The organism is Variovorax sp. TBS-050B (genome assembly GCF_029893635.1).
GTDB lineage: Bacteria > Pseudomonadota > Gammaproteobacteria > Burkholderiales > Burkholderiaceae_C > Variovorax.
This window is the reverse complement of sequence record NZ_JARXYR010000002.1, coordinates 1,210,570-1,228,051: the sequence shown is the minus strand read 5'-3', so window position 1 is coordinate 1,228,051 and position 17,482 is coordinate 1,210,570. Positions and strand designations below refer to the sequence as shown.

Annotated in this window: 18 protein-coding genes and 1 pseudogene; 11 read left to right on the top strand and 8 right to left on the bottom strand. The window is 72.0% G+C overall.

What is annotated here, in order from left to right; all coding sequences use genetic code 11:
* The first annotated feature begins 16 nt into the window (after window positions 1-16).
* Window positions 17-922: a phosphoribosylaminoimidazolesuccinocarboxamide synthase gene (locus tag M2165_RS08885; RefSeq protein ID WP_280814285.1), complete on the top strand. Its 906-nt coding sequence runs from the start codon at window positions 17-19 to the stop codon at window positions 920-922.
* 22 nt (window positions 923-944) lie between these two features.
* Here M2165_RS08885 and M2165_RS08880 read toward each other — a convergent pair whose 3' ends face one another.
* The 4 genes from M2165_RS08880 to M2165_RS08865 all read right to left on the bottom strand — a co-directional run bounded on the left by M2165_RS08880 (window position 945) and on the right by M2165_RS08865 (window position 4,125).
* The gene (locus M2165_RS08880) at window positions 945-1,379 is read right to left on the bottom strand and encodes an META domain-containing protein (protein WP_280814284.1); all 435 of its coding nucleotides are present in this window, start codon (window positions 1,377-1,379) and stop codon (window positions 945-947) included.
* A gap of 64 nt (window positions 1,380-1,443) precedes the next feature.
* Window positions 1,444-2,724 (bottom strand): HipA domain-containing protein, encoded by a 1,281-nt coding sequence (locus M2165_RS08875; protein WP_280817501.1) that lies wholly within the window; start codon window positions 2,722-2,724, stop codon window positions 1,444-1,446.
* Between the two features lie 41 nt (window positions 2,725-2,765).
* Entirely contained in the window at window positions 2,766-3,077 is a 312-nt protein-coding gene (locus M2165_RS08870) for a helix-turn-helix transcriptional regulator (protein WP_280814283.1), read from the bottom strand.
* 127 nt (window positions 3,078-3,204) lie between these two features.
* Entirely contained in the window at window positions 3,205-4,125 is a 921-nt protein-coding gene (locus M2165_RS08865) for a tetratricopeptide repeat protein (protein WP_280814282.1), read from the bottom strand.
* 36 nt (window positions 4,126-4,161) lie between these two features.
* Between M2165_RS08865 and purE the strand changes: the two genes are divergently transcribed.
* Genes purE through M2165_RS08850 form a run of 3 tightly spaced genes read left to right on the top strand, consistent with a single transcriptional unit; the run spans window position 4,162 to window position 6,892 of the window.
* Window positions 4,162-4,704 carry a 5-(carboxyamino)imidazole ribonucleotide mutase gene (gene purE, locus M2165_RS08860; protein WP_280814281.1) on the top strand — a complete coding sequence of 181 codons (543 nt, stop codon included), beginning with the start codon at window positions 4,162-4,164 and terminating at the stop codon, window positions 4,702-4,704.
* Window positions 4,701-5,894, top strand: coding sequence for a 5-(carboxyamino)imidazole ribonucleotide synthase (locus tag M2165_RS08855; protein ID WP_280814280.1), 1,194 nt, complete (start codon window positions 4,701-4,703; stop codon window positions 5,892-5,894). The genes purE and M2165_RS08855 overlap by 4 nt, the downstream gene beginning before the upstream one ends.
* Entirely contained in the window at window positions 5,891-6,892 is a 1,002-nt protein-coding gene (locus M2165_RS08850; RefSeq protein WP_280814279.1) for an L-threonylcarbamoyladenylate synthase, read from the top strand. The genes M2165_RS08855 and M2165_RS08850 overlap by 4 nt, the downstream gene beginning before the upstream one ends.
* Before the next feature lie 147 nt (window positions 6,893-7,039).
* Here M2165_RS08850 and M2165_RS08845 read toward each other — a convergent pair whose 3' ends face one another.
* The 3 genes from M2165_RS08845 to M2165_RS08835 form a co-directional block, all read right to left on the bottom strand.
* Complete coding sequence (locus tag M2165_RS08845) at window positions 7,040-8,644, bottom strand: prolyl oligopeptidase family serine peptidase (RefSeq protein WP_280814278.1); 1,605 nt, start codon at window positions 8,642-8,644, stop codon at window positions 7,040-7,042.
* A 130-nt stretch (window positions 8,645-8,774) separates the two neighbouring features.
* Window positions 8,775-10,211 (bottom strand): D-alanyl-D-alanine carboxypeptidase/D-alanyl-D-alanine-endopeptidase, encoded by a 1,437-nt coding sequence (gene dacB / locus M2165_RS08840; protein ID WP_280814277.1) that lies wholly within the window; start codon window positions 10,209-10,211, stop codon window positions 8,775-8,777.
* 7 nt (window positions 10,212-10,218) lie between these two features.
* Window positions 10,219-10,806 carry a GDP-mannose pyrophosphatase gene (locus tag M2165_RS08835; protein ID WP_280814276.1) on the bottom strand — a complete coding sequence of 196 codons (588 nt, stop codon included), beginning with the start codon at window positions 10,804-10,806 and terminating at the stop codon, window positions 10,219-10,221.
* 80 nt (window positions 10,807-10,886) lie between these two features.
* Between M2165_RS08835 and M2165_RS08830 the strand changes: the two genes are divergently transcribed.
* From M2165_RS08830 to pyrF, 6 genes and pseudogenes are all read left to right on the top strand, one after another.
* Window positions 10,887-11,651, top strand: a complete 765-nt coding sequence (locus M2165_RS08830; protein ID WP_280814275.1) for a DeoR/GlpR family DNA-binding transcription regulator — start codon at window positions 10,887-10,889, stop codon at window positions 11,649-11,651.
* A gap of 57 nt (window positions 11,652-11,708) precedes the next feature.
* A complete protein-coding gene (locus M2165_RS08825) occupies window positions 11,709-12,722 on the top strand; it encodes a DMT family transporter (protein ID WP_280814274.1) in 1,014 nt (337 codons plus the stop codon).
* Window positions 12,715-13,432, top strand: a pseudogene (gene tsaB, locus M2165_RS08820) (tRNA (adenosine(37)-N6)-threonylcarbamoyltransferase complex dimerization subunit type 1 TsaB). The gene M2165_RS08825 and the pseudogene tsaB overlap by 8 nt, the downstream one beginning before the upstream one ends.
* Entirely contained in the window at window positions 13,429-13,971 is a 543-nt protein-coding gene (gene rimI / locus M2165_RS08815; RefSeq protein WP_280814273.1) for a ribosomal protein S18-alanine N-acetyltransferase, read from the top strand. The pseudogene tsaB and the gene rimI overlap by 4 nt, the downstream one beginning before the upstream one ends.
* Window positions 13,968-14,750 (top strand): uracil-DNA glycosylase family protein, encoded by a 783-nt coding sequence (locus M2165_RS08810; RefSeq protein WP_280814272.1) that lies wholly within the window; start codon window positions 13,968-13,970, stop codon window positions 14,748-14,750. The genes rimI and M2165_RS08810 overlap by 4 nt, the downstream gene beginning before the upstream one ends.
* A gap of 11 nt (window positions 14,751-14,761) precedes the next feature.
* Window positions 14,762-15,586: an orotidine-5'-phosphate decarboxylase gene (gene pyrF / locus M2165_RS08805; protein WP_280814271.1), complete on the top strand. Its 825-nt coding sequence runs from the start codon at window positions 14,762-14,764 to the stop codon at window positions 15,584-15,586.
* 145 nt (window positions 15,587-15,731) lie between these two features.
* Here pyrF and M2165_RS08800 read toward each other — a convergent pair whose 3' ends face one another.
* Complete coding sequence (locus M2165_RS08800; protein WP_280814270.1) at window positions 15,732-16,466, bottom strand: helix-turn-helix transcriptional regulator; 735 nt, start codon at window positions 16,464-16,466, stop codon at window positions 15,732-15,734.
* A gap of 151 nt (window positions 16,467-16,617) precedes the next feature.
* Between M2165_RS08800 and M2165_RS08795 the strand changes: the two genes are divergently transcribed.
* Complete coding sequence (locus M2165_RS08795; RefSeq protein WP_280814269.1) at window positions 16,618-17,475, top strand: hypothetical protein; 858 nt, start codon at window positions 16,618-16,620, stop codon at window positions 17,473-17,475.
* Window positions 17,476-17,482 lie beyond the last annotated feature (7 nt).

Here is a 17,482-nt window from a genome sequence, read left to right as displayed (position 1 = left end):
GCCCGCCGCCCCTGCCATGACCACCGTCCACACCTCTTCCATCCAAAGCCTGCCCCTGCTTGCGCGCGGCAAGGTGCGCGACAACTACGCGGTCGGCGAGGACCGCATCCTGATGGTCGCGAGCGACCGGCTCAGCGCGTTCGACGTGATCATGGGCGAGCCGATTCCTGGCAAGGGCGAGATCCTCACGCAGATGGCGCTGTGGTGGTTCGACCGCCTCGGTGCGCTGTGCCCCAACCACCTGACCGGCGAGTCGCCCGAGAGCGTGGTCACGCCCGACGAGGTGCCGCAGGTCACGGGCCGCTCGATGCTGGTCAAGCGGCTGAAGCCGATCCCGGTCGAGGCGGTGGTGCGCGGCTACCTGGCCGGCAGCGGCTGGAAGGAATACCAGGAAAGCCGCTCGGTCTGCGGCGTGCCGCTGCCCGAGGGCCTGACCAATGCGGCCAAGCTGCCGCGCCCGATCTTCACGCCCGCCGCCAAGGCCGCGGCCGGCGAGCACGATGAGAACATCAGCTACGACCGCGTGGTCGAGATCGTCGGCCCCAAGCTAGCGCAGCAGATCCGCGACACCAGCCTCGAGATCTACGAGGCCGCGGCGCAGATCGCGCTGGCGAAGGGAATGATCATCGCCGACACCAAGTTCGAGTTCGGCCTCGACGAGGACGGCACGCTGGTGCTCATGGACGAGGTGCTCACGCCCGACAGCTCGCGCTACTGGCCGGTCGAGGGCTACCAGGCCGCGCTGGCCGCGGGCGCCAATCCGCCGAGCTACGACAAGCAGTTCGTGCGCGACTGGCTCGAGGCCACCAGGATCAATGGCAAGCCCTGGGACAAGACGCCGCCCGCGCCGCGCCTGCCGGCCGAGGTGATCGAGAAGACCGCGGCCAAGTACCGCGAGGCGCTCGAACGCCTCACGGGCTGATTCTTTCGGCGCTTTCTTTTTTTCAGCGGCCGGCGTTCAGCGTCGCCACCGTGCGACCGCTCGCGTCGAGCAGCGCGAGCCGGCCGGGCCCTGCGAGGCGATAGCTCGCGGTGTTCTGCAAGGCCGCGATGAACTGCGCTTCGGTCGCGGCGCGCACCGGATCGGTACAGGCCATGCGGGTCGAGGCCAGCTGGCCGATGCGCAGGCTGATGCCGCTGCGCGTGAACGCGCCCGACACCCGGTTGCAGCCGCCCGAGCCGCTCACGCGGCCGCTCGAAGCGTCGAACTGCACCTGCGCCTCGCCGCCCGGCGCCACCGGCTCGTTGCCGAGCTGGGCGAGCCGCCACACCGGGCCTTCGATCGGTTCGTCGAGGCTGATGCCGCTGCCGCAGCCGGCAAGGGTGGCCGCAAGCCACAGCAGGGACGCGAGGGCGGCGGGTCGTGCGAAGGGGCGCATGGCCGGTTTTCCTTTTCTCTCAAATGCAACGAGTTGAATCGGCGCCATCGTATGCGAGGCGGCCTCAGGCCGCCAAGGCCGTGCCGCCCGCGAGCCGCGCACGCACGCAGCGGCGCACGCTCGCGGGCGTGGCCTCGTCGTCGAGCAGCGCGGGCCACTCGGCCTTCGCCTGGCGCACGGTGTCGCGCGCGATCGCCAGCAGCCGCGCCGGGCGCAGCAGCCCGGCGGCGCGCAGCAGCGCATCGAGCGCGGCCCAGTCGAAGGCGCGCAGCCTGGCGTCGATGGCGCGGTTGACCGCATAGTCGCGCGCCGGCACCTCCTCGAAGAAGGCGGCGACGCACACCGGGTCGTAGAGCGGCGCGAGCACCGGCGCCACGCCGTCGGGATAGCGCAGCGCCCAGTTCTTCAGGTGCGCATCGCTGTTGCCGAGCAGGATGAAGGCGACGATGCGCCGCACGCATTCGCGCACGTCGGCCACCGGGTTAGGCGACAGCCGGTCGAGCACGCGCAGCATCGCCGGCCAGTCGACCGCGAGGCCGCGGCCGTATTTCTGGCGCGGCTCGTACTGCAGCACCTGGGCGAATTCCTCCATGTGGATGCGGCCGCCCTCGGCCGTGCGGTCGAAGCGGCGCACCGCGAGGATCTGGCCGAAAGGCACCTGCTCGGGCAGTTCGGCGTCGGCGCGGTCGATCACGCTGGCTTCGGCGCAGTCGAGCCCGAGCGCGCCGCACAGGCGGTAGCCGGTGTGTTCGTTGGCGACCAGGTCGGGGTGGCGCGTGGTGGGCAGCTTGAGGATGAAGCTACCGGCCGCACCGTGGCGCCGCACCACGTAGCGGCGGCCGTCCTGCACGGCCGAGAACTTGGTCACCACGCCGGGAATGGCGGCCGCGTCTTCCACCGGCAGCTCGACGAAATCCGGTTCGAGCACATCGAGGCCCAGCGCGGTGTGCCAGTGCCGGACCGTCTGCGGAATGCCTTCGGCCGCGGGCACCGGCTCGACCTCGAGCGCGCCCATCAGGTCGTGGCCGGCGGCGGCCAGCAGTTCGAATTCGTCGTCGGCGCTGCAGCCGCGCTGCTGGGCCAGGCGCTCGCGGTTGTGGCCTTCGGGCAGCAGGTTCTGGAAGTAGCTCGGCCAGTGGCCGTCGCCGCGCGAGACGCGCGCATCGCGCGCCGACGACAGGATGGCGCGCGTGGCCGCCTCGTCGGCGCCGCGGTAGGCGAGCGAGAGCGTCGGCCGGGCCGGGTCGGCGACATAGGCCTCGTCGAACGAGACGCGCAGGATGTCGCCGTACTGCGAGAGATAGCCGATCGCGCGCCGGCCGCCGTCGGGCGCGTGCAGGTACATCCGCAGGTAGCGGATGCCGGTGTTGAAGGCGGCGTCGGGGTTCACCCGCCGCGCCCGCCGGCCAGGGTCTCGGCGATCGACGGCGGCGCGCCCGCACCCGCTGGCTGGCCGAGCAGCCGGCCGCCCGAGCGGACGAAGTCCTCGAGCTGCGGCCGCAGCGCGGCGGGCACCGTCATGAGTTCGAGCCCCAGCACGCGCGCCATTTCGAGCAGCGTCGACAGGCGCGGGTCGATCTGGCCGCTTTCGATGCGCTGCACCGTCATGCGCGAGAGGCCCGCCTGCGTGGCCAGCACCTCCTGGCTCAGGCCGGCGGCCTTGCGGGCGTTCTGCAGTTGGTCGGTGATCTGGCTCATTGGCGTACTCTTTGGAAGGATTCCGAGTAGCAATGGTAGCTGCGTGGCACGCCATAGGCAAATAAAAAAGCGACTCAAGAGTCGCTTTTTTGGTGATATGCGCATCGAAGTGCGCATTTTGAGCCGTTCAGCTCAGCACCACGCTGCTGAGCCGGCGCCGATAGGCCGCCACCAGCGGATCGTCGGGCGGGATCTGGCCGTCGGCCACCTTGACCTTCGGCGGTTCGATGAGGTCGAGGATCGCGATGTAGGTCTTGCGTGCGAGGTCCTCGTTCCAGGCCTTGTCGCGCATCAGGATCTCGAGCAGCTCGTCCATCGCGTCGGTCCAGCGCTGCGCCGCCATCAGCAGCCGCGCACGGCCGAAGCGGGCGTCGAAGTCGCGCTTGCCGGCGGCGATCTTCGCGTCGAACTCGGCGATCGAAGGCGCGCTGCCAGAAGGGGGCAAGGCGAAATCGATCGCGTCCATCCAGCGCTGCAGCGCGTCGAAGCGCCGCACCAGCGTGGTCTTGGCGATCACCGGCGCGAAGGCCACCTTGGCGTCGTCGGTGCGGCCCTGCTGCAGCAGCAGCTTCACGTAGTCGAAGCGCGCATCGTTGTTGGCCGGGTCGGCCGCCACCGCATGCTGCAGCCGCTCGAGCGCACCCTCGGTGTCGCCCTCGGCCAGCGCCTCCTGGGCGGCGGCTTCCTCGGAGGCGGCCTCGAGCTCCTCGGCGCCGGGCACGTGCTTGTCGAGGAACTCGCGGATCTTCTCGGCCGGGATCGCGCCGACGAAGCCGTCGACCGGCTGGCCGTCCTTGAACATCACGCAGAACGGGATGCTGCGCACGCCGAACATCTCGGACAGCTGCGAGGAGATCTGCGGCACCTTGTCGGCGTCGAGCTTGGCGAGCGTGAAGCGGCCGGCATACTCGACCTCGAGCTTTTCGAGCACCGGGCCGAGCTGCTTGCACGGCCCGCACCATTCGGCCCAGATGTCCAGCAGCACCGGCCTGGCCATGGAGGCTTCGATCAGTTCGGCCTGAAAATTTTCGAGAGTGATGTCGATCATCGGAAGCAGCTGGGGGTGAAACGTAAAATTGAAACCATGAACGAAACCATTCAGGTCGGTGTGGTGATGGGCTCGAACTCCGATTGGGAGACGATGCGCAACGCCGTCGAGATTCTCCAGCAATTCGGTATCCGGCACGAAGCCAAGGTGGTGTCCGCCCACCGGATGCCCGATGCGCTCTTCGCCTACGCCGAAAGCGCGGCCGGCCGCGGCCTGGCCGCGATCATCGCGGGCGCGGGCGGCGCGGCCCACCTGCCGGGCATGCTGGCTTCCAAGACCACGGTGCCGGTGCTCGGCGTGCCGGTCGCGAGCCGCCACCTGCAGGGGGTCGATTCGCTCTACAGCATCGTGCAGATGCCCAAGGGCGTGCCGGTCGCCACCTTCGCGATCGGCAATGCCGGCGCGGCCAATGCGGCGCTGTTCGCGGTGGCGATGCTGGCGGTGAACGACCCGGCCCTGCGCGCCAAGCTCGACGCCTTCCGCGCCGCGCAGACCGCCGCGGCCGAGGCCATGGCGCTGCCGCCGGCCGAACCCGGCGCCGTCTCGCCGTTCTCGCCGCAGGGCGGGGGTGCGCTGTGAGCGGCGGCAACGGCCTTCCGATCCTGCCGGGCGCCACGCTCGGCGTGCTCGGCGGCGGCCAGCTGGGCCGCATGTTCGCCCACGCGGCCCAGCGCATGGGCTATTTCACCGCGGTGCTCGACCCCGATGCCGACAGCCCCGCCGGCCGCGTGAGCCACCACCACATCCACACCGACTACGCCGACGTCGATGGCCTCGCGCGGCTCGCGGGCCTCGCCGATGCGGTCACGACCGAGTTCGAGAACGTGCCGGCGCCCTCGCTCGAAAAGCTGTCGGTCGCCCGGCCCGTCGCGCCCGGCGCCTCGGCCATCGCGATCGCGCAGGACCGCATCGCCGAGAAGGCCCATTTCACGCGCTGCGGCGTGGCCTGCGCGCCCTATGCCGTGATCGAGACCGCCGCGCAGCTCGCCGCGGTGGACGCGGCCGCGCTGCTGCCCGGCATCCTCAAGACCGCGCGCATGGGCTACGACGGCAAGGGCCAGCTGCGCGTGTCCACCCATGCCGAGCTGATCGACGCCTGGCAGGCCGTGGGCTGCGTGCCTTGCGTGCTCGAGAAGCTGCTGCCGCTCGAATTCGAATGCTCGGTGATCGTCGCGCGCGGCCGCGACGGCCAGCTGGTGCACTTTCCGCCGCAGCGCAACCTGCACCGCGACGGCATCCTCGCCGTGACCGAGGTGCATGCGCAGAACATGCCCAAGACCGTGGCGCAGGCGGCGATCAATTCGGCCAAGAGCATCGCAGCCGGGCTCGAGTACGTCGGCGTGCTCTGCGTCGAGTTCTTCGCGCTGGCCGACGGCTCCCTGGTGGTGAACGAAATGGCGCCGCGGCCGCACAACAGCGGCCACTACACGATGGAAGCCTGCGACGTGTCGCAGTTCGAACTCCAGGTGCGCACGCTCGCCGGCCTGCCGCTGGCCGCGCCGCGCCAGCACAGCCCCGCGATCATGCTGAACCTGCTCGGCGACCTGTGGTTCGGCGCCGACGGCACCAAGGCCCCGCCGCGCTGGAGCGAGGTGCTCGCGCTGCCCGGCGCGCACCTGCACCTGTACGGCAAGGTCGAGCCGCGCCGCGGCCGCAAGATGGGCCACCTGACGCTCACCGGCGCCACGCTCGAGGGCGTGCGCGCCGCGGCGGCGCAGGCCGCGCTGCTGCTCGGACTGCCGGCGCTCGCGCCCGCGGACTTCGCATGATCCTCGACGGCCGGTCCCCCGAGGCGCTCGCCGAGGCCGCGCGCGTGCTGCGCGCGGGCGGGCTGGTCGCGTTCCCGACCGAGACCGTCTACGGGCTCGGCGCCGACGCCACGAACGACATGGCGGTCGGCGGCATCTTCAAGGCCAAGGGCCGGCCGGCCGACCATCCGCTGATCGTCCATGTGGCGGCGGGCCTCAAGGGCAGCGAGTCGCTGTCGCGCTTCGCCCAGCCGCTGCCGCCCTTCGCGCAGAAGCTGGTGCAGGCCTTCTGGCCGGGGCCGCTGACGCTGATCGTCACGCGGCAGCCCGGCGTCGCCGCAGCGGCGGCCGGCGGGCAGGACACCATCGGCCTGCGCTGCCCCTCGCACCCGGTGGCGCAGGCGCTGCTCGAAGCCTGCGCCGAGCAGGGCGTGCCGGGCCTCGCGGGGCCGAGCGCCAACCGCTTCGGCCGCGTCAGTCCCACCACCGCGCAGCACGTGGCCGACGAGTTCGGCGACGCCCTGCCCGTGATCGACGGCGGCGCCTGCGAGGTGGGCATCGAATCGACCATCGTCGACTGCAGCCGCGGCGCGCCGGTGCTGCTGCGCCCGGGCCTCATCACGCGCGCGCAGATCGAGGCCGCGCTCGGCGAGCGCCTGCGCGACCGCGAGGTGCTCGAGACGCCGGAGCCGCGCGCCTCGGGCACGCTCGAGGCGCACTATGCGCCCGATGCCAAGCTGCGGCTGATGGACGCCAAGGCGATCCAGACCGGGCTCGACGTGCTCGGCCCCGGCGCGGCGCACATCGCGGTCTGGACCCGCGCCGAGGTGCGCAGCCGCTCGCAGCGCGTGCTGCTGCGGCGCATGCCCGACGATGCGGTCGCGACCGCGCACCAGCTGTTCGCGGTGCTGCGCGAATTCGATGCCCAGGGCGTCAAGCTGATCTGGGTCGAGACGCCGCCTTCCACGCCCGACTGGGAAGGCGTGCGCGACCGGCTGCAGCGCGCGGCGGCAGCCTGAGCGGGATCGGGCAGCCGAACGCAGAGGTCGCGAAGGTTTCGCGGAGGTCGCAGAAGAAGACCAAAAAGTGAAGGTCTTCTCTGCGACCTTCGCGTCGCTTTTGTCTTTCTTCTTCTGCGTTCGGCTGTCCGCCTCCGGCTGACTGACTCAGCCGCCCGCCGCCAGCACGCCCTGGAAGAAGCCGCGCGCGGAGGCGAGGCAGAAGGGCGGTGCCAGGGTGCCGTGGTAGGCCTGCGTCACGGCGCGCGCCTTGTCGGCGTCGGTGCCGGGGGTGTTCTGCGCCAGGGTGCTCCGGGCCTGGGCGAAGCCGGCGCGGGCGGCCGAGTAGGCGTCGCTGGTGCCCGTGTCCTCCAGGTCCACCACCGTCAGCGCGGCGGCCGGCATGCCGCGGGCGCGGAAGTAGCCGGCCGTGGCGCGGGTGCTGATGAAGTTCACCGTCGGATCGTTCGCGCCGCCGCACATCAGCATCGGCCGCGTCGGCAGCCAGTTGCGCAGGTCGTTGGCGCGCGCCGCCTTGCGGAAGCCCACGCTCGGGCGGCAGTCCAGCGGCGCGGTGGTGCTCAGTGAGGCGGCCGTGGGCGGCAGCGCGTTGCCGGGGCAGGGGTTGGCCTGGATGTCGCCGGCCGCCTGCGCCAGGAAGCTCTGGCGGATCAGGTTGTTGGGGCCGTAGAAGACCGACAGCTCCGGGCTCACCGGCCCCGGCGTGGCGCCGGCCGGGAACAGCGCGAGCTGCGGCAGCCGGCCGCTGGCGAACAGCTGCGTCACCGGCGTCAGGCTCGGCAGCAGGGTGTCGATGCCCGCGGCGTACTGCGCCTCGTAGATCTCGCCGGTGCTGCCGTAGACGTCGCCGAACTGCTGCTGCCAGCTGGTCGAGAGCAGCGGCACGAACAGCGTGCTGCCGAGCGCCGGCCAGCCCTGGTAGGTGTAGTCGGCCAGCAGGCCGATCGCCGAGGGCGCCGACAGCGGCGCGGAGGCCGTCACCGGCCGGCCCGTGGCCTGCATCTCGCGGTGCGCCGCCATCGCGACGTAGCCGCCCTGCGAATAGCCGGTGATCAGCAGCGAGCCGGCGTCGGTGGCGTCGAGGCCCGGCAGCACCTTGCGCGCGGCCGTGAGCGCATCCACCATGTCCTTGCCCTGCTGGTCGCCGTTGAGGTAGGGGTGGTAGGGCAGCGTCGACTTGTCGTAGCCCGCGTAGTTGGGCGCCACCACGATGTAGCCCTGCGCCGCGAACATGGCGGCGATCATCAGGCCCTCGCCGGCGGCGGGCTGCGAGGCCTCGGTCCACTTCGCGAGGTTGTAGTTGCGCGCGACGGTGGTCCCGTGCGCGTACAGCACCACCGGCCGCGGGCCGTTGCAGGCCAGGTCGGTGCCCGAGGGCACCATGACCGCGGCCGTGGCGTTGGTGGCTTCGCCCTTGCCGCCGACGGTGCGGTATTCGAGGTAGCGCAGGTCGAAGCCGCACTTGGGCGAGCCGGCCACCTGCAGCAGCGCCTTGCCCTGGTCGCTGGCCTGCAGGCTGCTCCGGAACTGGTCGGCCGAGAGCTTGGCGGTCTGTTCGGGCGGATCGGTCACCACCGTGCCGCGGCCCGTGTCGCTGCCGCCGCCCGGCGGCGGAAACGCGATGCCGATGCCGCCGCCCCCACCACCACCGCCCCCGCAGGCCGACACGAGCAGCAGCAGCGCCGCGGCGGAAATCGCCGCAGCCCCGCGGCGCGCCGGGGTGGATCGAAAGGGAGGCGGTGTTTTCTTCAAGGTGTGTCTCCTGCGGATGGATGGCGGCGTGGAATCGAACGACCGTCCGATTCTGTGCAGCGCCCCGGTCGCACGCAATGGGCGCCTATCCCTGCAGAAGTTTTCAGTACACCGCGGCCGGCAGGCCCCTTCAGTTGTCCTGCGAGGCCCAGTCGACCAGCGCATCGAAGGCGGCGCGCGCCGCGCCCGCGTTCTCGCCGTTGGCGATCGCCACCAGCACGTAGCGCCGTCCGCTCGCGCCGTGCACGTAGCCGGCCACGCCCGACACGTCGCGCAGCGAGCCGGTCTTCAGGTGCGCGGCGCCGCCCGAGCGCAGCGCGCGCTTGCGCAGCGTGCCGTCCACGCCCGAGGCGGGCAGCGAGGCGACCAGCTCCGGCATCACCGGCGAGCGCCAGGCGAGCTGCAGCATGCGGCCGAGCGCCGCGGCGCTGATGCGCTCGTCGCGCGACAGGCCCGATCCGTTGTCGAACACCGGCGGCGCCTCGCCGGTGCCCACGCGGTCGCGCCACCACTGGCCCAGCGCCGCGCGCGAGGCCTCGAAGGTGCCGCGGTTCTTCTGCACCAGGCCGAGCGTAAGGAACAGCTGCTGCGCCATCACGTTGTTGCTGAACTTGTTGATGTCGCGCACCACCTCCGTGAGCGGCGGCGAGGCGAACTCGAAGGCCGGCCGCAGCCCCGGCGGCACGCGGCCGTCGCGCATCTGTCCGCCGACGCGGCCGCCCATCTCGGCCCACAGGCCGCCCATGGCGCGCAGACCGTAGGTGCGCGGATCGGCATACGCCACCGACCAGCTCTTCTCGCCGCAGGCCGCGGGCAGGCCGCCGTTGAAGCGGATGCGGTTCGGATCGGCGAAGTCGGGCCGCAGCGCCGCGCGCCAGTCGCCGCATTCGCCGGGCACCAGCGGCACCGTCGGCTGCATCGACACGCTCGCGAGCGGCGGCTCGTAGTTCACGCGCGCCTGCTGGCCGCCGCGCTCGGGCGTGAAGCTCATCGCGACCGACTTGAAGTTGACCAGCAGCGCCTCGGGCGAGGCGTTGTAGGGCCGCAGGGGCTCGCCGTCGAAGGCAGCCGGGTCGTTCTCGGTCGTGCTCTCGAAGGCGCTGCGGTCGAGCACGATGTCGCCGCTCACGGTCGTGATGCCGAGGCCCTGCACGCGGCGCAGCAGCAGCCACGCGCGTTCGAGCACGAGCTTCGGATCGCCCTGGCCCTTGATGTAGAGGTTGCCGTTGAGCACGCCGTTGCTCACCGTGCCGTCGACGTACACCGGCGTGCTCCAGCTGAAGGCGGGCCCGAGCGTGTCGAGCGCGGCGTAGGTCGTGACCAGCTTCATGATCGACGCGGGATTCACCGGCACCTGGGTGCGCCAGGCGAGGCGCGGCGGGCGCGTGCCCTCGGCATCGGCCACGAGCATCGTCACCGATTCGCGCGGCACCCGGGCGCGCGCGAGCGCGGCGTCGACCTCGGGCGGGAAGGCCTGGGGCTGCGGTTGCTGGGCGGCGGCGCCGGGCGCCGCGAGCGCGGCCAGTGCGGCGAAGGAAGAAGCGAGGACGGTGCGGAGCAGGCGCATCGGCCGATTATCCCGGCCCGAAAACATGCAGCTGCGCGTGGTACAGCAGCATCACCGTCTTGCCGTCGACGATGCGGCCGTCGGCCACCATCGCCAGCGCCTCGTCGATGCCGAGTTCGAGCACCTCGATGTCCTCGCCTTCCTCGGCCAGCCCGCCGCCCTCGGCGACGCGCATCGAGGGCTCGTAGGCGGCGACGAAGAAGTGCAGCTTCTCGGTCACCGAGCCCGGGCTCATGAAGGCCTCGAACACCTTCTGCACCGCGCCGAGCCGGTAGCCCAGCTCTTCCTCCACTTCGGCGCGGATGCGTTCCTCGGGCGCGGCATTGTCGAGCAGGCCCGCCGCGGCCTCGATCAGCAGCTCGTCGTGCCCGTTGACGAAGGCGGGGTAGCGGAACTGCCGCGTCAGCAGCACCGTGCGCTGCGCGAGGTTGAAGGGCAGCAGCGTGGCGCCGTTGCCGCGGTCGTAGGTCTCGCGGTGCATGCGCTGCCAGCGGCCGTCGCGGCGCCGCCAGTCGAAGGCGGTGGTGCGCAGCGTGTACCAGTGGTCGGAAAGCAGGGTGACTTCGTGCACCCGGACGCGGTCCTGGAGGGTCATGGCCGCGGAGCTTATGGGCAATCTCGTGCAAAAACAAGAAATTTCGTGCAAACAACCGCGTGCCCGGCTACGATCGACCGATGCTCACCAGCCAGCGCAAGCAACACATCCTGTCGGTCCTGCGGCGCGACGGCAACGTGGTCGCCCGATCGCTCAGCGAGGAACTCGCGCTGTCCGAGGACACCATCCGCCGCGACCTGCGCGAACTCGCCGCCGAGGGCCTGCTGCGGCGCGTGCATGGCGGGGCGCTGCCGCTCGCGCCGGCCGAGGCCGACTACGCCGGCCGCATGCAGCTCGCCACCGCCGAGAAAGTGGCCATCGGCCGCGCGGCGGCGGCCCTGGTGCGGCCGGGCCAGGTGGTGCTGATCGACGGCGGCACCACCGCCGTGCAGATGGCGCGGCATCTGGGCGCCGACCTGCGCGCCACGGTCGTGACGCACAGCCCGTCGGTCGCCGTCGAGCTGGTGGACCATGCCGGCATCGAGGTGGTGCTGATCGGCGGGCGGCTCTTCCGGCATTCGATGGTCGCGGTGGGGGCGGCGGCGATGGAGGCGATTTCGCGCATCCGCGCCGACATCTGCTTCCTGGGCGTGACCGGCGTGCACGCCGAGGCCGGGCTGACCACCGGCGACGCCGAGGAGGCCGCGATCAAGCGCGCGCTGATGGCCGCGGCCGCGGAGACGGTGGTGCTGGCCTCCTCCGAAAAGATCGGCGCCGCCTCGGCCTGGGTGATCAACCCGCTCCCGGCCGCCGCGCGCCTGCTGGTCTCGCCCGAGGCGCCCGCAGCGGCGCTGGCGCCGCTGCGCAAGGCAGGCCTCGCGATCCTGCGCAGCGACGGCGCCTGAGCGCGGCGCAATGCCCCCCGCCCGGCGGGGCGGCGCCGCGCCCTCGATAATCGCCCGATGCCCGCCCTGCCCCGCTTCTCGCCCCGCACGCTCGGCATCGGCGCGGCCGTGGTCACGGTGCTGGTCTGGACCGCCTTCATCGTGATCGCCCGGGCCTCGGCCGGGCGCTCCCTCAGCCCCTTCGACCTCGCCCTCGCGCGCATTTGCGGCGCGAGCCTGGTGCTCGTGCCCTGGGGCGCCTGGCTGGTCATGAAGAGCCGCCGCCAGCAGGACGGCACGGCCGCGTCGCTGTTCGGCCTCTCGCCGCTGTCGCTGCGCGTGACGGCCGCCGCCGGCATCTTCGGCGGCGTGGCGTATGCCTCGCTCGCCTACAGCGGCTTCTTCTTCGCGCCGGCCGGCCATGCCGCGGTGCTGATGCCGGGCAGCCTGCCGTTGTGGACCACGCTGCTGGCCGCGCTGGTGCTGCACGACCGCATCACGCCGGCGCGCGCCTTCGGCCTCGCGCTGATCGTCGCCGGCGACCTGGTGGTCGGCGGGCGCAGCCTGCTGCATGCCTTCGAGGGCGGCGAGGTGTGGAAGGGCGACCTGCTCTTCATGGGCGCGGCCTTCTGCTGGGCCTGCTACAGCGTGGTGGCGCGCCGCCACGGGCTCGATGCGGTGCGCGCCACGATCGCCATCACCGTCTTCGCACTGCTGACCTACGTGCCGGTCTACGCGCTGCTGGTGGCCTTCGGCGCGGTCGCGAGCCGCATCGGCAGCGCGCCCTGGGGCGAGCTGGCGTTCCAGATGCTGTTCCAGGGCGTGGGCTCGGTGGTGATCTCGGGCATCAGCTTCACGCGGATGGTCCAGCACTTCGGCCCGGTGCGCACCACCATGATCACGGCGCTGGTGCCCGGCCTGTCGGCCTTCGGCGCGGTGATCTGGCTCGACGAGCCGCTGCACTGGAACCTCGTCGCCGGACTGCTGCTCGTGACCGCGGGCATCCTGTTCGGCGTGCACAAGGCGTCCGCCGCGCGCCGCGGGCCCGTGGGCCCCGTGCCGGCCGCCGCCGCGGGATGCCGCGATGCCTAGGCTGCTGGCTTTCGACACCAGCACCGAGCAGCTCACGGTGGCCGTGCGCCATGGCGAGCGCGTGCTCGCGCACAGCGGCGCGGGCGGCGCGCAGGCCTCGGGCACGCTGATCCCGCTCGTGCTGCAGCTGCTGGCCGAGGCCGGGCTCGCACTCGCGCAGCTCGATGCGATCGCCTTCGGCCGCGGGCCGGGCTCCTTCACCGGCCTGCGCACGGCCTGCGCGGTGGCGCAGGGCCTGGCCTTCGGCACCGGCGTGCCGCTGCTGCCGGTGGACACGCTGCTCGCGGTGGCCGAGGAAGCGCGCCATGCCTTCGGCACCCGCCCGCGTGGTGGCGACGCTCGATGCGCGCATGGACGAGATCTATGCCGCGCGCTACGACTTCGATGCCGGCGGCCCGCTCGGCGGCGACGGCGCCGAGCCGCTGCTGCTGGCGCCCGAGGCGCTCGAGGTGCCCGCGGGCTGGTCGCTGGCGGGCAACGCCTTCGCCGCCTACGGCGACCGCCTCGCGCCCGCCGCGGCGCGCCATGCGGTGCTGCCGACGGCCGCCGCGATGCTCCGGCTGGCGCCGGCCCTGCTCGCCGCCGGCCGCGCGGTCGATGCGGCGCATGCCTGGCCGCTCTACGTTCGCGATAAAGTGGCGCAAACGACCGAGGAGCGCGCCGCCATCAAGGCCGCCGCCGCGGCCGTCGCACCGCAGACCCTGCCATGAGCGCCGTTCTTCAATCCGTCGAGGCCCGCCTGGAGCCGCTCACCGTCGAGCGGCTCGATGCCGTCTGCGCGGTCGAGCAGACCGCCTACAGCCATCCGTGGACGCGCGCCAACTTCATCGACTCGATGGCCGTCGGCTACCACTGCCAGTGCCTGCTCGCGCCCGCGGTCGCGCCGGGCCTGGCCACGCCCGTCACCGGCTTCGGCGAGACGCTGATCGGCTACTTCGTGGCGATGAAGGGTGTGGAAGAGGTGCATCTGCTCAACATCACCGTGGCGCCGGCCTTCCAGCGCCAGGGATGGGCGCCGCTGATGCTGGAGGCGCTCACCGGCTGGTCGCGCGCCCAGGCCGCCCAGTGGCTCTGGCTGGAGGTGCGCGAAAGCAACCGGCGCGCGCTCGACATCTACATGCGCCACGGCTTCCGGAGCGTCGGCGTGCGCAAGGGCTACTACCCCGCGCTCGACGGCAAGCGCGAGGACGCCGTGGTCATGAGCCTGCGGCTCAACGAATCCGGCACGGCCTGGGGGGCGCTGCGATGAATGCGGTGCAGACCCTGCAGCTCGATGCGCGGCGCCGCGCGATGCTCGACGAGATGGGCGTGAAGGTCTGGTGGCCGATGCCCGAGGCGCCGGCACCTGCGGCCGCGCCGGCGCCCGCGCCGGTGGCGGCCGCCGAGATCGCGGCGCCGCCGGTGGCCGCGCCGCGCGAGCGGCCTGCCGCCGACATCCCGCCGGCCGCCCCCGTCGCCGCGCCGGCGCCCGCCCCGCGGCCCGCGGCCGTGCCGCTCGCGCAGGGCGCTGCCGTGCTCGTCGAGGCGCCGCGCCGCCTCTATGCCGAGGCCGGCGCCGACGCCGCGCAGGGCGGCTGGCTGGTCGTGGCCGACATGCCCCCCGAGGCCGACGGCCGCCATGGCGAGCCCTTCGCGGGCGATGCCGGCAAGCTGCTCGACAACATGCTGCGCGCGCTGCGGCTGCACGACGGCGCCACGCCGGTGCACCTGATGCGCACGCACCGCGGCGTGGCCGCCGGACGGCCCGGCAGCCCGCAGCCGCTGGGCGAAGCCTTCGCCGCGCATGCCGCCGCGCTCGCGCCGCGCGTGGTGCTCGCCATGGGTCCGCTCGCCGCGCAGAGCCTGATGCAGAGCGCCGATCCGCTCGGCAAGCTGCGCGGCCGCGCGGTGCCGCTCGCGCTCGCCGGCGACGGCGTCGCGGTGGTCGCCACCTACCACCCGGCCTACCTGCTGCGCAATCCGGCCGACAAGGCGCGCGCCTGGGCCGATCTCTGCGTCGCGGCGGAGCGGTGGCAGGCCGGTCCGTAAAATCGGACCCCATGACTTTCCTAGACCAGCTGGCCACCGCACAGCGACACAACGGTTCGATGCTCTGCGTGGGGCTCGACCCGGAGCCAGCCAAGTTCCCCGGCGCACTCAAGGGCGACGCCGGCCGCATCTACGACTTCTGCGCCCGCATCGTCGACGCGACCGCCGACCTCGTCATCGCCTTCAAGCCGCAGATCGCCTATTTCGCGGCGCACCGCGCCGAGGCCCAGCTCGAGCAGCTGATGGCGCACATGCGCCGCAACGCACCCCATGTGCCCGTGATCCTCGACGCCAAGCGCGGCGACATCGGCTCCACGGCCGAGCAGTACGCGATCGAGGCCTTCGAGCGCTACGGTGCCGACGCCGTGACGCTGTCGCCGTTCATGGGCTTCGACTCGGTGGCGCCGTACCTCAAGCACGAGGGCAAGGGCGCCTTCCTGCTCTGCCGCACCAGCAACCCCGGCGGCTCGGACCTGCAGGGCCAGCGCCTCGCGGGCATCGACGGCCAGCCCTTCCTCTACGAACACGTGGCCCGGCTCGCGCAGGGACCGTGGAACCTCAACGGCCAGCTCGGCCTCGTGGTGGGCGCGACCTACCCCGCCGAGATCGAGCGCGTGCGCGAACTCGCGCCCACCGTGCCGCTGCTGATCCCCGGCGTCGGCGCCCAGGGCGGCGATGCCGTCGCCACCGTGCGCGCCGGCTGGCGCCCCGAGGCGCCGATCATCGTGAACTCCTCGCGCGCGATCATCTACGCCTCGTCGGGCGACGATTTCGCCGAGGCCGCCAAGGCTGCCGCGCGCGCGATGCGCGACACGCTGGAGTCTGCAAAGGCCTGAGCGGGAGCGGGGCCGGACAGCCGAACGCAGAAGTCGCAAAAGCAGCGCAGAAACCGCGAAAGAAGCCCAAAAAACTGGCTGTTCTTTCGCGTCCTTCGCGAAACCTTCGCGCCCTCTGCGTCCGGCTGTCCGAACCCGGCCCCTCTCAGCTCCGCCGCAGCCGGGTGAAGGCTTCGAATTCCCAGTTGCGCATCCCGAGCAGCAGCGTGTAGCCCTCGCGGTCGCTGGGTGACAGCTTCTGGTCGGTCTGGTGCTGCTGCGCGAAGTCCTGCGCCACGCGCTGCAGCCGCTCGAGGAAGGCCGGCGCGAGCGAGCGGCTGATGGAGCCGTGCACCAGCAGCAGCCCCTCGGCCGGGCCGTCGAAACCGCCGCGGTAGTAGTCGAGCACCACGTTCTCGCGGAAGAAATCCATCACCGGGCCGTGCGGCCGCCAGCGGAAGGTCTTGGCGAGCTTGAGCCGGTAGCGGTTGAGCGGCCGCAGCTCGATGATGCCGATGCGGTCGAGCTGCGCGAAGAAGCCGATGCACTCGGCCTCGCTGATCCGGTAGGCCGCCACGATCTGCTCCAGGGTCCACTGGCTCAGCACGCTGATCGCCACCAGCAGCAGCTTCTTGTCCTTGACGACCGCGCGTTCCTGCTCGTGGGTGAGTTCCTTCAGCAGCGGCTGGGCGTCGGCCACGCGGCGCGCGAGCTCGGCGAAATCGATCTTCAGCGCACGGCAGATCGCATCGACCCGCGACAGCGGCATGTCGCTCTTGGCCAGCATCCGCTTGACACTGGATTCCGCCATGTCGAGCGAGCGCGCCAGGTCGGCGTAGGTCATGCGCGCGCTCTTGAGTTCGTTCTTCAGGGCCTGGACGAGGTCGACGGTGGTGCTCATGGGTGAAGAGGGAAGGGATGGAGGTATCGAAAAAAGATACCGAAGGGTGTGAATGCGTGTCTCGTATCGATTCTCGATGCCGCTGGACGCACTGGCAACTAGATTCCGCGGCGCGCACCACCCACCACCACCGTCACCCACGAGGCCCGCCATGCTCCTGCCCACCCTCAGCCGCCGCGAGCGCCGCCTGCTCTTCACCTTCGCGCTGCTCGCGCTCGTGGCCCTGTTCGGGCCGGAACTGCCTGCCTCGCAGGTGGCGATCGCCTCGGTGTTCGCCGACGACCGCAGCTGGCACGGGCTGCCCAACGCCATGGACGTGCTGAGCAACCTGCCCTTCCTGCTGATCGGCGGCTGGGGCCTGTACCGGCTCAACCGCATCGACCGCGCGCACCAGCAGGCGCTGGCCGAATTCCCGCTCGCGCCGCCCGCCAACGACCCGCCGGACAACACGCTCGACTGCGCCTGGCTGTTCTTCGCCGGCCTGATCGCCACCGCCGCGGGCTCGGCCTTCTACCACCTGGTGCCCGATGCGCCCCGGCTTGCGGCCGACCGCGCCGGCATGGCGGTGGCCTTCGCGGGGCTGATCGGCGTCGCGGTCTGCGAACGCGTGAGCCAGCGCGCCGGCTGGCCCGCGGCCTGGTTCGTGCTGATGGCGGGGCTGCTCTCGGCCGAGGTGTTCCACGAAAGCGGCAACGTGCTGCCCTGGGCCGTGGTGCAGTTCGGCGGCATGGCGCTGGTGCTCACGCTCGCGCTGGCCCGGCCGATGCCGCATGCGGTCGGGCTGCGGCTGGGCTGGGTGGTGGTGTTCTACGTGCTGGCCAAGGCCTTCGAGCTCGGCGACCACGCCATCTACGAGGCCACCGGGCAGCTGGTGTCGGGCCACACGCTCAAGCACCTGACGGCGTCGCTCGCGGGCCTGCCGGTGCTCTTCGCGCTGCGTTCGCTCGAGAAGGACTGGCAGGCGAAGCTGCTGCGGCACAATCCCGACCCAGCCGCCGTAGCGGCATGAGGAGAAA

What these genes read in the sequence shown, in the direction of transcription:
- rimI (WP_280814273.1), top strand. Translation starts at nt 13,429, where the DNA reads ATGAGCGCCGTTCTTCAATCCGTCGAGGCCCGCCTGGAGCCGCTCACC.
- M2165_RS08865 (WP_280814282.1), bottom strand. Translation starts at nt 4,125, where the DNA reads ATGATCGACATCACTCTCGAAAATTTTCAGGCCGAACTGATCGAAGCC.
- M2165_RS08875 (WP_280817501.1), bottom strand. Translation starts at nt 2,724, where the DNA reads ATGTACCTGCACGCGCCCGACGGCGGCCGGCGCGCGATCGGCTATCTC.
- M2165_RS08885 (WP_280814285.1), top strand. Translation starts at nt 17, where the DNA reads ATGACCACCGTCCACACCTCTTCCATCCAAAGCCTGCCCCTGCTTGCG.
- M2165_RS08870 (WP_280814283.1), bottom strand. Translation starts at nt 3,077, where the DNA reads ATGAGCCAGATCACCGACCAACTGCAGAACGCCCGCAAGGCCGCCGGC.
- pyrF (WP_280814271.1), top strand. Translation starts at nt 14,762, where the DNA reads ATGACTTTCCTAGACCAGCTGGCCACCGCACAGCGACACAACGGTTCG.
- M2165_RS08800 (WP_280814270.1), bottom strand. Translation starts at nt 16,466, where the DNA reads ATGAGCACCACCGTCGACCTCGTCCAGGCCCTGAAGAACGAACTCAAG.
- M2165_RS08835 (WP_280814276.1), bottom strand. Translation starts at nt 10,806, where the DNA reads ATGACCCTCCAGGACCGCGTCCGGGTGCACGAAGTCACCCTGCTTTCC.
- M2165_RS08825 (WP_280814274.1), top strand. Translation starts at nt 11,709, where the DNA reads ATGCCCGCCCTGCCCCGCTTCTCGCCCCGCACGCTCGGCATCGGCGCG.
- M2165_RS08830 (WP_280814275.1), top strand. Translation starts at nt 10,887, where the DNA reads ATGCTCACCAGCCAGCGCAAGCAACACATCCTGTCGGTCCTGCGGCGC.
- dacB (WP_280814277.1), bottom strand. Translation starts at nt 10,211, where the DNA reads ATGCGCCTGCTCCGCACCGTCCTCGCTTCTTCCTTCGCCGCACTGGCC.
- M2165_RS08810 (WP_280814272.1), top strand. Translation starts at nt 13,968, where the DNA reads ATGAATGCGGTGCAGACCCTGCAGCTCGATGCGCGGCGCCGCGCGATG.
- purE (WP_280814281.1), top strand. Translation starts at nt 4,162, where the DNA reads ATGAACGAAACCATTCAGGTCGGTGTGGTGATGGGCTCGAACTCCGAT.
- M2165_RS08850 (WP_280814279.1), top strand. Translation starts at nt 5,891, where the DNA reads ATGATCCTCGACGGCCGGTCCCCCGAGGCGCTCGCCGAGGCCGCGCGC.
- M2165_RS08880 (WP_280814284.1), bottom strand. Translation starts at nt 1,379, where the DNA reads ATGCGCCCCTTCGCACGACCCGCCGCCCTCGCGTCCCTGCTGTGGCTT.
- M2165_RS08795 (WP_280814269.1), top strand. Translation starts at nt 16,618, where the DNA reads ATGCTCCTGCCCACCCTCAGCCGCCGCGAGCGCCGCCTGCTCTTCACC.